This window comes from Algoriphagus iocasae, from assembly GCF_014206875.1.
In the GTDB taxonomy this organism is placed as follows: domain Bacteria; phylum Bacteroidota; class Bacteroidia; order Cytophagales; family Cyclobacteriaceae; genus Algoriphagus; species Algoriphagus iocasae.
This window is the reverse complement of the sequence record NZ_JACIJO010000002.1, coordinates 1,299,358-1,312,171: the sequence shown is the minus strand read 5'-3', so window position 1 is coordinate 1,312,171 and position 12,814 is coordinate 1,299,358. Positions and strand designations below refer to the sequence as shown.

Genomic DNA, 12,814 nt, shown 5'->3' with positions numbered 1-12,814 from the left:
TTAGGAAGTAATTTTTGTTTCGATTAAAATTTCATCCAGCTTATCTAAGAAAATCTGAAGATCTTCCTTCGAAATATTCAAGGCTGGAACTAGTCTTAAAATATTTACCGCAGTCGCATTGGCTATGATCCCCTCTTCTAGGAGTTGTTTTACCAAAGGTGCTCCCGGTGACTTTAATTTCACTCCGAGCATCAAGCCTAAGCCTCTGATAGATTCCAGCTCCTCGTGCTTTTCAATAAGCTCCTGCATCTTCTCTTTCAGCCAAGCACCGGTTTCAGTTGCTCGTTTGCAAAGCTGATTTTCTGCGATAGTTTCGATAGTAGCAATCGCTGAAGCCGCTGCCAAAGGATTTCCTCCGAAGGTCGTTCCATGATCACCAAATTCGATAGCTTCAGCTACCTTTTCATTACATAAAAAAGCTCCGATCGGCATGCCTCCACCAAGGCCTTTGGCCAAAGTCATAATATCCGGCTGAACCCCAAAGTGATCTTTTGCAAACCACTTCCCAGTTCTTCCGATTCCACACTGGATTTCATCAAAAATCAATAGAACTCCAGTTTCATCACAGAGCTTTCTTAATCCTTCTAAATAGGCTTTTTCAACAGGAATCACCCCTCCTTCACCTTGCACAGGCTCCAAGATTACTGCTGCGGTATCTTTATCAATTGCAGATTGCACTGCCTCCAGATCATTAAAAGGCACTTGTGAAAATCCTACTGGGATAGGTTCAAAGCCTTTTTGATACTTTTCTTGACCTGTTGCGATTGTTGCTAAAGTTCTTCCATGAAATGAATTTTGCATGGAAATGATTTTTCCTCCTCTACCATTTTTATGAGCAAATCTTCTGGCAATTTTCATTGCTCCTTCCACTGATTCAGCACCGCTATTTGTCAAAAAAACACGATCCAAACCAGAGATTTTTACCAGCAATTCACTCAAAGCTACTTGCTGTGGGCTGACAAAAAAGTTGGAGATATGCATCAATTCAGCTGTTTGCTTTTGGATGGCTTCCACCACTTTTGGATGACAATGCCCCACATTGTTTACAGCAATTCCTGCCAGTAAATCAATGTATTCTTTGCCATTTGCATCCCAAAGTCGACTTCCTTTTCCCTTGATAAAAGCTAAAGGAAACCGGTTAAAGGTTGGCAGATAATTCTCTTTGTCTTTTTGATATAAATCTTGATTTGTCATAGTCTAATTGAGTGTCAAAGTTGTTCCTACTTGCTTTCCATCCACCGCATAGCTTGTGATTTGCTCCGGTTTCGTTCCATTGAGAATAATGGATTTATTCACTCCTTCTTGCAATGCAAGCACGCAAGATTTGATCTTGGGAATCATTCCACCTTTGATGGTACTTCCCATATGTTCATTGACCTGTGCCTCGTTCAGTTGAAAAATGATAGAAGATGGGTCTGGATAATTTAAAAAGAGTCCATCTACATCCGTCAAAACAATAAACTGATCCGCATTTACTGCAGCGGCCAATTTTCCTGCAAAAGTATCCGCATTGATATTGTAGCTTTGCCCATCTGCTCCATCCGCTATACAAGCGACTACCGGTACGTAGCCGGCCTTGCAAAGTGTGTCGAGCAACTCGGTATCGATGTCAGTGATTTCTCCAACTAACCCTAAATCCACCTCTTTGCCCTCGGCAGTCAGATGTCTGTATTTTTTTGCTTTGACCATCCCTGCATCTTTTCCGGAAAGACCAACAGCTTTCAATTGATTTTTTGTGAGGGTGGAAATCAGATTGGCATTGACTTCTCCTATCAAAGCTTTTTGGATTTCAGAAAAAGCCAATTGTTCGGTCACCCTGAGACCATCCACAAAATGAGACTGGATGGCTGCTTTTTCTAAGGCTTTGTTAATAAATGGCCCACCTCCGTGTACCATAATGACTTCGAAACCAGATTGCTGAAGCTTATAGATTTGCTTGGCAATCTCATCTTGTAAGTCTGGGTTGATCATCGCATTCCCACCATATTTGATGAGAATTCTTTGATTTGACATTTTTATTTTTTTTATAATAAATTGATTTTTTCCAAACTAAGATCACCCGTATGGAAATGTTAGTTGAAAATAAATCAGAATTGAATTTCTATTGTTTTAAGCTGAATATCTGATTATTAGAAGTCAAATTTAATTATGACACGCGTTAAAGAAACAACCTTCGTACCGAAAGAGGCAATTTGTATAAAGCAATTGTAGAATTGGAATAATTAAAATTATTTCTAGATAAAGTACAATAGATACTTTTGATCATCCTGTTTTTTACTGACAAGCTGTCACAGACAGCCCCCCTTTTGGCTGGTATATTTTAAAAAATCGGAAATCCACTCCCCAAATTGGGGATTGGGTAGATAATAAACCCACTTTCGAGTCAATTCGAAAGAAAATGAAAACCTCCTAACCACCAATTCTAATTAGTTGACTACCGATTGTTTCCAAATAATGCTGTTGCTATAATTCTTTGTTTCATTATCCGAAAAGAACTATAATTTAAATCGTTAAAGAAACTTACGCCCTATGAATGAATCATTATTAAAAAACCTAGGAAAATTAATTGTCAGGCTTGCTGCAAGTGGTATGATGTTGACACATGGGATTCCCAAAATAGGTAGACTTTTTGGTGAAGGCCCGGTGAGATTTCACGATCCTTTCGGCTTGGGACCAGAAATCTCTTTGGCTTTGGCTGTCATTGCAGAAGTGATTTGCACCTGTTTGGTAATGATTGGATTCAAAACCAGATGGGCAACAGTTCCTTTGATGCTTACAATGCTAACAGCAGCCTTTTATGCTCATGCTGATGATCCATTTGGCACCAAAGAAAAACCATTGCTATTCTTTGTTTTGTTTTTAGCGATCTTAGTGATGGGAGCTGGAAAGTTCTCCATTGATGGAATGAAGAAGAAAAAACGCAGTCTCTTCTAAAACGGACTGATTCATATTCAGAAGTATGTAAACACAATGCCAAAATTTTGGGATTAGCGCTCGCAGATTTCTTTCAGTTTTTCTAATGCCTTTGGCCAAATTCCGGCAAAGTATTCCTCAAACTCTTTGTTAGAATCCAGCTCAATTTTCAACAAAGTCTGTTTTCCTTTAGCTTCGAAAATGTAGTTTTCGTGCGCTCCTGCCCAAGCCTGAACTTCGGGCGTGCCCAAAATCTCTTTTCCATCTTTGAGTTCACCGAGATGCTCGATACTCACATACTTATTAGGAATATTCTTCTCTATTCTACTGACCATCCCTCCTTTATTCCCGTTTTCATCAAATCCCACAAAAAGAATTTTACTTCCTTCCTCCCAATTTCCTTCAAAAGAAGAAGTCGGCGAAAAAACCGTTGTCCATTCTTCATAGGTTGACTTTTGGATCATATTTCTGTAAACATTTTCTACAGAAGCGTTGATCAAAATTTCAAAGCGCAGTTTTTCAAAATCTTTCATAGCGATTCAGTATAGGTTTTGTAATTATTCATTATTGCTTGCCATCCATCTCGCTGCATTTCTACCGGATTGGTAGCTTCAGCTTCAAATGTTTCTTTGACAAGAATACCAGTTGGAGTTTCTGAAAATTCGATGCTTACTTTTCTTCCATCATCCATGATGTAAGAGATAAATTCGTGCTTTTTGACTTCCTGATACACTCCGCCAAAATCAAATCCAAAACTTCCATCTTTTGCTTCCATTCTGGAAATAAAGTTTCCTCCAGGCTGCAAATCATTTTCAGATTTTGGACAATGCCAGTCTGGAGATGCAAAACACCAATTCACAATGTGCTTTGGCTTATTCCAACTATCCCAAACCTTTTCCTTGGTTGAATTCACAATTACCTGAACTGTGATCTTTGTTTTTTCTGCAGTTGTCATTTCTTGGTTGTTTAAATGAGGTAAAGTCTATATTTCAAAAGTACCAATCATCTTAGAAAATCAGGATGTACAAATTAGACAATTATGGGGTTAATTACGACAAGGATAGTTACTTTTGGATATGAAGAAGATCTACATTTTAGCGCCAGAGCACTCTGTTCTTCAGGTAATTGCAGGAACCCAATATTGTTTCAGTACAGTAAACAACTTCTTGATTCAATCAGGGAAAGACACCCTTTTTGACGTTCAGTTAATCGGTCTTAAACCTAAAATTTATCCATCAGGACCGAATTTCTCCATAGCTCCAGACATCCTTTTGAAAGATGCAGGTCGGGCAGATCTCATCATTATCCCACCACTTTTCGGAGATCTTCCAACTGCAATTTCTGCCAATAAAGAGTTTATCCCTTGGATCTCTGAGCAATATCATAAAGGAGTAGAAATTGCTTCCCTATGTATTGGTGCATTTTTGCTAGGGGCAACAGGTCTTCTTGACGGGAAAAAAGTGTCTACACATTGGGGTTTTACAGATTTATTTCGAGAAATGTACCCAGATGTTGATGTTCAAGATGGGAGCATTGTGACCGAGGAATCCGGAATTTATTCAAGCGGAGGAGCGAATTCCTATTGGAATTTACTATTGCATCTAGTTGAGAAATTTACAGATAGAGAAACCGCTATCATGCTTTCTAAATACTTTGCCATAGACATTGATCGAAATAGCCAATCTCCGTTTACTATTTTTTCAGCTCAAAAAACCCATCAGGACGAAGCAGTAAAAAAAGCCCAGGAACTTATTGAAGAAATGATTGAAGACAAGATTTCAGTGGACACACTTGCGGAGAAAGTAGCAGTTGGAAGAAGAAGTTTTGAAAGGAGATTTAAGAGAGTAACCAACAACTCGGTTCTGGAATACATTCAAAGAGTAAAAATAGAGGCAGCAAAAAGAAGCTTTGAATCTACAATGAAGAATATCTCAGAAGTCATGTTTGATGTTGGGTATTCGGATACGAAGGCCTTCAGAAACACCTTCAAAAAAATCACAGGTTTGACACCGCTGGAATACCGAAATAAATATAATAAGCTGGCCCAAAATTGAGCCAGCTATTTATTTTTTCACCAAGGTCATCGAACCTGTCACATCTACCACTTCTGCGATTTTGTTAAAAACGATAGTTGGAATGTCAATTTTATAATCCTCCAATTTTATGGGAAATTTAAAATCAAGTTTTAGCTGATTTCCATTGGAAACAATCGTACCGGGAATAGTCACTGATTTAGTCACTCCATGAATGGTCATGGTTCCTTCAGCCGTTGCTTTATAAGTACCTGCTGTTTTCAGATCCAAAGGTTCTTTGATTTTACCTTTAAATACTCCCGTCGGATATTTCTCACTTTCGAGGTAATTCTCATTGAAATGTTCTTGCATCAATTTATTGGGGAATTCAAAATCAGTGATCCTCATTTGCACCGCAATCTCATTATTATCAGCATTGATGATGGAAGCTACCGCTTTATTGACTGCTTGAATATCTTCCAAAGGTGCATCAGAGAAAAACGAAATCTCTCCATTAGAAGTGGAATACAATGTCTGAGCTGAAGCTGTAAAGGTTACAGCACAGAAAATAAGGACTAAATGGATGATTCTCTTTTTCATAGTTTTTGCAATTATCTTCCTTTATCAAAGCTGAACGTTCTGGAAATATTAAACCCATAAAAGATATCGGCATTTTCCCAAGTCCCTGTATTCAACGCAATAAAATGTCTTTCGATCATTCCCCTAGCATTGGTAAAGTGTAGCTGAAAGACGTGACCACCAGTATCAATATCAAATCCAAGGGAAAGCGAATTATGATAAGGGTATGGTACACCAGTTTCTATTTGGTAGGAATCTCTGTCCACGAAATTATAATAGTATTCAGCAGAGAAAGTAACTCTAGAACTGATTTTATACCTTCCTCCCATTCCCAAGGAGAATAAATTATTATCGAACAAGCTATTTTCTACCTTATTGATGTGAATGAAAGTAGGCATCAACTGAAAAGAAAACTTGTCATTAAATTTTCTGGCAATTAAAGCCTGGGTAGTATAGGTCAAGCGCTCTTTGTTATTGAAGAACTTCATCTCGCTTCCCGAATTCATAACATAACCTGTAGGCATGGTATTCACTGCCAAACTTCCATAAGCCGATAAGCTAAAAGGAAACAAATTTGATTGCCTCAACAATTTGTATTTGGTATAGAAGTCATAGGTCTTTTCCTCCGAACTTCTCCCCACTCCAATCAGCAGCTGATCCGTCAAACCATATTCTAATCCCAAGCGTATTCTTGCTTCATCTAAACCGAAAAAGTTGGAAAGAAAGCCACTGTTTACAGAACCGAATCTGTGAGAAATCCAGAAGTTTAAATGCTTTTTGGAAATTGTTTCAATGGTCTGGCCATTGATGAGGCGAGTTGCTTTGAAAGTAGCCTGCGTATATACAGTTTCCTTTTCTAGATCCTCATTGAGCATATTTAATAAGTCATCCTGAGCAAAAGAAACTCCGGACATCAAAATAAATAAGAGCGCAACTGTTAGTTTTTTGATCATTTAAGGCAATGTTTAATTCCTTGATAATTATGCAAAAACCCGAAGTGTAGTTCCGGAAAATTCGGTATTGTAAGCTTTAATTCCCCTTTTACCCTCTGAGTTTAAACCAACTCCCTCGGTAGTATATTTTGCTCCATGTTCGGTACAATAAAACCCTGAACCTTGATAAATTACCTTCGACCTATTTTCATGAGAACAGATTTGTGTCACAGCAGCAAACTCATTCGCAGAAATCCTGGCAATCACCACTTTGTTGATGATTAGGTAATTTCCAATCGAATTAAGAGCAGAATTGGCAGAATCTGTCAAGTCCAAAGTAAAATCAAGAGCTGCTGGGCCACTAGGATCTCCAGCTTCATTGATACAAGATGTCAAAGTAGATGCTCCGCAATAAATAGCCAGCAAAGACGCTCCCTTAAAACCCAAGGATTTAAGGAATTCATTTCTTGAAATTTTATTTTTCATTATAAAACAGGATGATTATTCGCTGACAAGTTCAAGAAAAATCAATTAGAACATTCTTTAGCATTTATTAAGATTATCTTAAAAAACATGTACGATATATTTTGAATTTGAGTTTATCCCAGAATTTTATATTCAAATATCCCTAAACATAAAATGTTTATTAACTTAACTTCCTTAACACTCTAGGTCTGATTAAATGAACAATTCGTGAATTAAAGATTAATACACAATTGTTGATTTCGACTTCAGACCATTTGATTCAAAACCAATAAACCTATACCCAATTAACCTATGAAAAAGCTAGCGATCTATTTCTTCTTACTTAGTTCTGGCGTGTTTGCACAAGTGCCAGAAGGGAAGCAAGTCATCAGCTCACTTTATATCTATGATATGGCAACTGGTAAATCAGAAATGATTTTAAAAGAAGATCGTCATTTTGAAGCTCCAAATTGGTCTCCTGACGGGTCTTTTCTCCTAATTAATAGCAAAGGAAAGCTGGAAAAAATAAGTCCTGAGGGAAAAAATCTTGGAACTTTAAATACTGGTAGCATCCAAAGAGCCAACAATGACCATGGTTATTCTTTTGATGGTAAGACTTTGTTTATTTCCAGTGGAAAGCCCGATGTAGAAAGAGGAGGCTCCTATATTTATAAAGTAGCAGCCGAGGGAGGAAACCCCACCCTGATCACACCTCTTTCCCCTTCTTACTGGCATGGAGTTTCGCCAGACGGGAAAGACATTGTTTACTGCGCACCCAGGAATGGAAATTACGATATCTATAAAATGAGTGTGAATGGAGGGGAAGAAATCAGATTGACCTCTGAAGAAAGTCTCGATGATGGTCCAGAATATTCTCCTGACGGGAAATACATTTATTTTAATTCCTATCGTACAGGAATGATGCAGATCTGGAGAATGAAACCTGACGGTTCTAATCCTGAACAGATGACTTTTGACATGCACTCAAACTGGTTTGCACATATCTCTCCAAACAATAAAGTAGCTACAATCATCACCTATCTCGAAGACCAGAAAGAAGGACATCCTTTTGGGAGACAGGTAAAACTGCGCTTACTTGACCTGGAGACCAAAGAAGTGACCGATTTGACCGAAGAGTTTTATGGAGGTCAAGGAACCATCAATGTTCCATCCTGGCATCCTGAAGGAACAAAGTTCGCTTATGTGAGGTATGGCTTGAAGGATGTTTGAAAACTAGCAAGTTAGAAAAGAAGTCAGCATCTAACCTTTGAGGTTTTTTTCTAACCTCGAAGGTTTTGTTCTTTTTGAACCGCAAAAACCCAATACTCGAACCTCATATAGTCACCAATAAGTATAGGAATCATTTCCAATTGTAAATTCAAAGGTCAAGTTCTTTACTTAGAAATTACAGAACCATCTCATTTCTTCTTTGAATTTGCCAAATCTTCATTTTTTAGCTTGGAGGATCTTTAAGACAGTTTGTTCATTTTCCGAAAGTTGATCCTGATCTTGAACATTTTTAAGTTTATGTTTTTGGTAACGCTTTAGTTCTCCATCAAGCAATACCTGCATTACCATAGGATGTATGTAATATTTACGGCAAACTGCGACAGTATTTCCTAAAACTTCTGAGACTTTTTTTACGATAGTGGCTTCCAGCTTACGTTGTGGCGATTCTTCAACAAGTTTGGCACATTCCTCGTAATGATCCAATGAAAGTACCGTACCACCCCAAGTTCTAAAGTCCTTTGCAGTAAATGGAACTCCAGAAATTTCCAAAAGATATTCATTCACATCTTTTGAACCGACACAGTGATAGGAGCCATCACAGGCCTTATATTTGAAAAGCTCGTATCCGGGAATTTCTGAAATACGTTTTATTAACCTGATCAATCGTTTACTTTCCACTGGAATCTTTCGGTCCTTACCGCTTTTTGCACGATAGCTCAATGTCAATTTTCCATTTTCTTGGACTACATGCTTTCTTCTTAAAGTTGTAAGTCCATAGGTTTTATTTTCGCGTTCGTAGTACTTATTACCAATCCTGATGTAATACTCATCAAGCATCATCACCACAACTGCCAGGATTTTCTCTCTTGGCCAGCCTTTTTTTCTCAAATCTGCTTCAAGGGATTTTCTGATTTGGGGAAGCTTTTTCCCAAACTCAGACATTTTTTCATATTTAGATTCCTGGCGAAATCGTATATATTCTTCGTGATATAGGTATTGCTTCCTTCCTCGGTCATCCAATCCTGTAGCCTGCAAGTGACCATTTGGACTTTTACAAACCCAAACTTCCTTCCACATAGGAGGAATAACCAGTTGCTGAATCCTCTGCAAAACCTTCTTTTTTGCGATTTTATCCCCTTTTTTATCTACATAGACAAAGCCTTTTCCAGACTTTTTTCGAAGAAAGCCAGGATATCCCTCATTTACATAGACCAGTTTTTCAGGTAATTCAGACATGAATCGACTTATTTATCTGATTTTCACTTTCAAAAAGTCTACCGTATGTAATGAGTCTCAAATAGTCGGGTTATAAAGCCCTGCAGCTTTTGTAAAATTATTATCGAAATTAAGTGATTTTAGAGTGCTTATTTTCAGTTCTGAATCTAGATTAAATTCACTTTTATGTAAAAATCCTCGGCTTCAACTAAAAGAAAAAATGAAGTTTCACCGAGGAGCAAGTAGCCATTTAAGAGTAGAAAACAAAACGATCTTTTACCCTGTTTGGAAATCGAAACTCTTTCTATTTCAAGTTGGACATTATGTACATACGATGTTATGGCATCATATTCTTCAACTTCAGGGTCACATAGATTTGAAGAAGAATTTATTTTAATCCTCTTTAAAATTTCAATAAACCCTTAATTCAGTCAAGCTCCAAAATAAAAAATTAAGAGGACAAAAGGGTATCAGATAATAAACAAATGAAATCGATGTGATTCAATATATGGGAACCAAAACCCCAAAAACGAAGAAACCCCAAATACTTTACGTATAAGGGGTTCTGTGTAGCGGGAACAGCGCTACAAACTTCTGTTGATTTTCAGTGACTTATAATAAAACTGGGACAAAACCTGGGACAGGTTCATTTTGTTTTTACAGTTTTAAATTTATTTAAATTCAATCATTTCGAACCTCTCAAAATGTGCATTTAAACGCCGTATAGGCACTTTTAATGTTTATGGTTTTTGAATGATCTTTTTCCTTTTTGATGTAAAATCAGAAAACGAACCTATTTTAGGTAGGGTCAAAACTAGAAAATGAACCTTTGAATTTCCTGCAAATTTGAAGGTATTTGAGTTGTCTCAGGATTGAAATAATTTGAATGGTTTAGAATCTCAATTTAGCCTCGTACAATTCGTACGGTACGAGGGGTACGAGCTATACGATTGGTACGAATTATCGGCGGATATACCATTTTTTATAAAAACCTATGTTTCATTCTTTTTGCTAACAGATTTAGTCCCTGACGAAATTCAATTTCGCATACTTGTCTACCATAAAAATGAAATAAATGCAAACTGATATTGTAAATTAGGTAACCAACAGAACTATAAAAGGGATTCAAAGAATAGAAAAATCCCATCATATTACATGATTTTAAAGTAATTCAATATCCAGTTTCATTACTAAAGTTACATCCTTAAATTTTCCATCTGCATAATCTGTGGCTGGAAAGGCTGATCATACAACCGCTTGCCGGTTGCTTTGTAGAGTGAATTGCCCAATGCAGCGAATACAGGAGGGAAGAGCGGTTCCCCCAATCCAGTTGGATCTTCAGTACTTTCAACGAAATGAACCTCGATTTTCTTTGGAGCTTCGCTGTGCCGGATCATGCGATACTTATCGAAATTTGTCTTGGTAGGAACTCCATTTTCGAATGCCATTTCCCCATAGAAAGCATTTCCAATACCATCCACTATGGCACCTTCACCCATGTTTGCCGCAGCATCCGGATTGACGACAATACCGCAATCAACTGCCGCAAATACATTTTCTACCACAGGCTGATTGTCTTTGATGCTCACATCAATGACTTCGGCTACATAAGAATTATGACAGAAGTAAGCAGAAACTCCGCGAGATATTCCATTCGGTACAGCAGACCAGTTTGATTTTTCCCTGACCAGTTCCAGTACTCCGGCATACCGTTTAGGATCATAATCATTTCTTTCCCCTACTGGATTGGTCTCTGCTCTTTTTAGCAATTCCAGCCGGAATTCGATTGGATCTTTTCCCATTTCTTCGGCCAATTCATCCAGAAAGCTCTGTTCCGCCCCTGCAATAAAGTTGGATCTAGGAGCACGGAAAGCGCCGATTGTAATGTTGGATTCGATCTGCCAGCCTTCAGCCAGGTAGTTGTCAATCGCCCCTGCCGGGAATCTATTGGCATGAAGGGGAGATTCGGGAATTCCCCCTGCTTTTATATGAAGAGCAAGTAGGTTATTGTTTTCATCCAAAGCAGCTCTGTAAGTGGCAGAATAAGTAGGTCGATACACCCCGGCACTCATATCATCTTCCCGGCTATACACCATTTTCACAGGAGCCTGGATTTTTTGGGAGATCAAAGCTGCCTCTACTAAATGATGGCTATAGGCTCTTCGGCCAAAACCACCGCCCATTCTGGCAAGGTTGATCTGAATATTTTCTTTAGGAAGGCCCAGGCTACTGGAAAGGGCATTCATAATCGATTCCGGCGCTTGGGTTGGGCCATAGATTACTGCCTTGTCTCCTTTTACATCAGCAAAAGCGTTCATCGGCTCCATGGTATTATGAGCCAAGAAAGGAGCCGTATAAGTTCTCTCGAGGACACGGGCAGCTTTTTTAAAAGCCCCCTCAGGATCCCCGTCTTTTCTTTGCACATTTCCTGGTTTGGTGATGTACTCAGCCATCTTTTCTTTATGTGCAGCAGAGTTTTCCAAGCCTCCAGGAACTTTAATGTCCATATTTTGACCTCCTCTACCCGCCATAGGGAAAGTGGAGTCAGGAGCTTTCTCCCATTCCACATTCAGTTTTTTCTTTGCCTGCATCACTTCCCAGGTAGAATTGCCTACGATGGCAATGATCTCCGGGAAAGTGGTGGTGTCAAAGAAGTTTCGTCCATAATCATCCTTGAAAACTTTCACTTCAAAGGCATCCTGAATTCCCGGCAAGGAAGTAACGGAGCTCTTATCAAATGATTTTAGCTTCATACCGAATGCCGGAGGATGGACGATGGCAGCATATTTCATCCCTTCCACTTTATGGTCTAAAGCAAAAAGAGGTTTTCCTGTCACAATTTTGGCTCCATCCACGTTCTTTTTGGAATTACCGATGATCTTGAAATCTGCATTTTCCTTCAGTTTCACTGCCTCGGGATCCGGGGCTTCGAGTGTCCCTGCCAGCGAAGCCAGTTCACCATAACCGGCTTTTTTACCCGAACTTTTATGTTCTAGCATTCCTGTACTGGTGATGATTTCCCCTGCAGGTACATTCCAGGTTTGGGCAGCAGCATTTATAAGCATATGTCTGGCTGTAGCACCGGCAGTACGAAGCGGTTTCCAACTTGACCGCACACTATTGCTTCCCCCGGTAAATTGTCTTTCAAATCGTTCTGGGTAGAAGTCTGCCTGCTCTACAAAGACGTTTTTCCAATCCACATCCAGCTCATCGGCGAGGATCATTGGCAAGGAAGTTTTGACGTTTTGGCCAAACTCAGGATTCGGGTTGAAAAGTGTTACGGCTCCATTTTCACCGATTTTGATGTAACTGTTGATTGTAAACCACTCATCAGGCATGGTCAGTACTTCTTCAGCGGTGGGTTTGCACCCGGCCAGCCAGCTGAAGCTCAGCATCATTCCTCCTCCTGCCAGTGTAGAGACTTTCAGGAAGGATCTTCTGTTTAATTTTTTATCAATTAATGTCATG

13 protein-coding genes are annotated in these 12,814 nt (G+C 38.8%); 4 read left to right on the top strand and 9 right to left on the bottom strand.

Going from position 1 to position 12,814, the window contains the following annotated elements; translation table 11 throughout:
• Together FHS59_RS13075 and argB are read right to left on the bottom strand one after the other, a co-directional pair.
• On the bottom strand, positions 1-1,194 hold the full coding sequence (locus FHS59_RS13075) for an aspartate aminotransferase family protein (RefSeq protein WP_184495590.1): 1,194 nt from the start codon (positions 1,192-1,194) through the stop codon (positions 1-3).
• Between the two features lie 3 nt (positions 1,195-1,197).
• Positions 1,198-2,013: an acetylglutamate kinase gene (gene argB, locus FHS59_RS13070; RefSeq protein ID WP_184495587.1), complete on the bottom strand. Its 816-nt coding sequence runs from the start codon at positions 2,011-2,013 to the stop codon at positions 1,198-1,200.
• A 516-nt stretch (positions 2,014-2,529) separates the two neighbouring features.
• Between argB and FHS59_RS13065 the strand changes: the two genes are divergently transcribed.
• Positions 2,530-2,934: a DoxX family protein gene (locus tag FHS59_RS13065; protein ID WP_184495585.1), complete on the top strand. Its 405-nt coding sequence runs from the start codon at positions 2,530-2,532 to the stop codon at positions 2,932-2,934.
• Between the two features lie 53 nt (positions 2,935-2,987).
• On the opposite strand, the gene FHS59_RS23315 is transcribed toward FHS59_RS13065, so the two are convergent.
• Together FHS59_RS23315 and FHS59_RS23310 are read right to left on the bottom strand one after the other, a co-directional pair.
• A complete protein-coding gene (locus FHS59_RS23315) occupies positions 2,988-3,446 on the bottom strand; it encodes an SRPBCC family protein (protein WP_184495583.1) in 459 nt (152 codons plus the stop codon).
• The gene (locus FHS59_RS23310; RefSeq protein ID WP_184495582.1) at positions 3,443-3,868 is read right to left on the bottom strand and encodes an SRPBCC family protein; all 426 of its coding nucleotides are present in this window, start codon (positions 3,866-3,868) and stop codon (positions 3,443-3,445) included. Before FHS59_RS23310 ends, FHS59_RS23315 begins: the two co-directional genes overlap by 4 nt.
• A 121-nt stretch (positions 3,869-3,989) precedes the next feature.
• Here FHS59_RS23310 and FHS59_RS13050 point away from each other — a divergent pair, with 121 nt between their 5' ends.
• A complete protein-coding gene (locus FHS59_RS13050) occupies positions 3,990-4,967 on the top strand; it encodes a GlxA family transcriptional regulator (protein WP_184495579.1) in 978 nt (325 codons plus the stop codon).
• A gap of 9 nt (positions 4,968-4,976) precedes the next feature.
• On the opposite strand, the gene FHS59_RS13045 is transcribed toward FHS59_RS13050, so the two are convergent.
• From FHS59_RS13045 to FHS59_RS13035, 3 genes are read right to left on the bottom strand one after another with little or no spacing between them, the layout of a single operon-like run.
• Entirely contained in the window at positions 4,977-5,525 is a 549-nt protein-coding gene (locus FHS59_RS13045; RefSeq protein WP_184495577.1) for a YceI family protein, read from the bottom strand.
• 11 nt (positions 5,526-5,536) lie between these two features.
• A complete protein-coding gene (locus tag FHS59_RS13040; RefSeq protein ID WP_184495575.1) occupies positions 5,537-6,457 on the bottom strand; it encodes a DUF5777 family beta-barrel protein in 921 nt (306 codons plus the stop codon).
• Between the two features lie 27 nt (positions 6,458-6,484).
• On the bottom strand, positions 6,485-6,922 hold the full coding sequence (locus tag FHS59_RS13035; protein WP_184495573.1) for a Rieske 2Fe-2S domain-containing protein: 438 nt from the start codon (positions 6,920-6,922) through the stop codon (positions 6,485-6,487).
• A 291-nt stretch (positions 6,923-7,213) separates the two neighbouring features.
• Between FHS59_RS13035 and FHS59_RS13030 the strand changes: the two genes are divergently transcribed.
• The gene (locus FHS59_RS13030) at positions 7,214-8,131 is read left to right on the top strand and encodes a TolB family protein (RefSeq protein WP_184495571.1); all 918 of its coding nucleotides are present in this window, start codon (positions 7,214-7,216) and stop codon (positions 8,129-8,131) included.
• A 216-nt stretch (positions 8,132-8,347) separates the two neighbouring features.
• Here FHS59_RS13030 and FHS59_RS13025 read toward each other — a convergent pair whose 3' ends face one another.
• Positions 8,348-9,367, bottom strand: a complete 1,020-nt coding sequence (locus tag FHS59_RS13025; RefSeq protein ID WP_184495569.1) for a DNA topoisomerase IB — start codon at positions 9,365-9,367, stop codon at positions 8,348-8,350.
• A gap of 199 nt (positions 9,368-9,566) precedes the next feature.
• On the opposite strand from FHS59_RS13025, the gene FHS59_RS13020 reads away from it, so the two are divergent.
• On the top strand, positions 9,567-9,743 hold the full coding sequence (locus FHS59_RS13020) for a hypothetical protein (RefSeq protein ID WP_184495567.1): 177 nt from the start codon (positions 9,567-9,569) through the stop codon (positions 9,741-9,743).
• A gap of 799 nt (positions 9,744-10,542) precedes the next feature.
• Here the strand turns inward: FHS59_RS13020 and FHS59_RS13015 are convergent.
• Positions 10,543-12,813 carry a xanthine dehydrogenase family protein molybdopterin-binding subunit gene (locus FHS59_RS13015; protein WP_184495564.1) on the bottom strand — a complete coding sequence of 757 codons (2,271 nt, stop codon included), beginning with the start codon at positions 12,811-12,813 and terminating at the stop codon, positions 10,543-10,545.
• Between the last annotated feature and the right edge of the window lies 1 nt (position 12,814).

What these genes read in the sequence shown, in the direction of transcription:
- argB (WP_184495587.1), bottom strand. Translation starts at nt 2,013, where the DNA reads ATGTCAAATCAAAGAATTCTCATCAAATATGGTGGGAATGCGATGATC.
- FHS59_RS13025 (WP_184495569.1), bottom strand. Translation starts at nt 9,367, where the DNA reads ATGTCTGAATTACCTGAAAAACTGGTCTATGTAAATGAGGGATATCCT.
- FHS59_RS13020 (WP_184495567.1), top strand. Translation starts at nt 9,567, where the DNA reads ATGAAGTTTCACCGAGGAGCAAGTAGCCATTTAAGAGTAGAAAACAAA.
- FHS59_RS13035 (WP_184495573.1), bottom strand. Translation starts at nt 6,922, where the DNA reads ATGAAAAATAAAATTTCAAGAAATGAATTCCTTAAATCCTTGGGTTTT.
- FHS59_RS13015 (WP_184495564.1), bottom strand. Translation starts at nt 12,813, where the DNA reads ATGACATTAATTGATAAAAAATTAAACAGAAGATCCTTCCTGAAAGTC.
- FHS59_RS23315 (WP_184495583.1), bottom strand. Translation starts at nt 3,446, where the DNA reads ATGAAAGATTTTGAAAAACTGCGCTTTGAAATTTTGATCAACGCTTCT.
- FHS59_RS13045 (WP_184495577.1), bottom strand. Translation starts at nt 5,525, where the DNA reads ATGAAAAAGAGAATCATCCATTTAGTCCTTATTTTCTGTGCTGTAACC.
- FHS59_RS13050 (WP_184495579.1), top strand. Translation starts at nt 3,990, where the DNA reads ATGAAGAAGATCTACATTTTAGCGCCAGAGCACTCTGTTCTTCAGGTA.
- FHS59_RS13075 (WP_184495590.1), bottom strand. Translation starts at nt 1,194, where the DNA reads ATGACAAATCAAGATTTATATCAAAAAGACAAAGAGAATTATCTGCCA.
- FHS59_RS13065 (WP_184495585.1), top strand. Translation starts at nt 2,530, where the DNA reads ATGAATGAATCATTATTAAAAAACCTAGGAAAATTAATTGTCAGGCTT.
- FHS59_RS13040 (WP_184495575.1), bottom strand. Translation starts at nt 6,457, where the DNA reads ATGATCAAAAAACTAACAGTTGCGCTCTTATTTATTTTGATGTCCGGA.
- FHS59_RS13030 (WP_184495571.1), top strand. Translation starts at nt 7,214, where the DNA reads ATGAAAAAGCTAGCGATCTATTTCTTCTTACTTAGTTCTGGCGTGTTT.
- FHS59_RS23310 (WP_184495582.1), bottom strand. Translation starts at nt 3,868, where the DNA reads ATGACAACTGCAGAAAAAACAAAGATCACAGTTCAGGTAATTGTGAAT.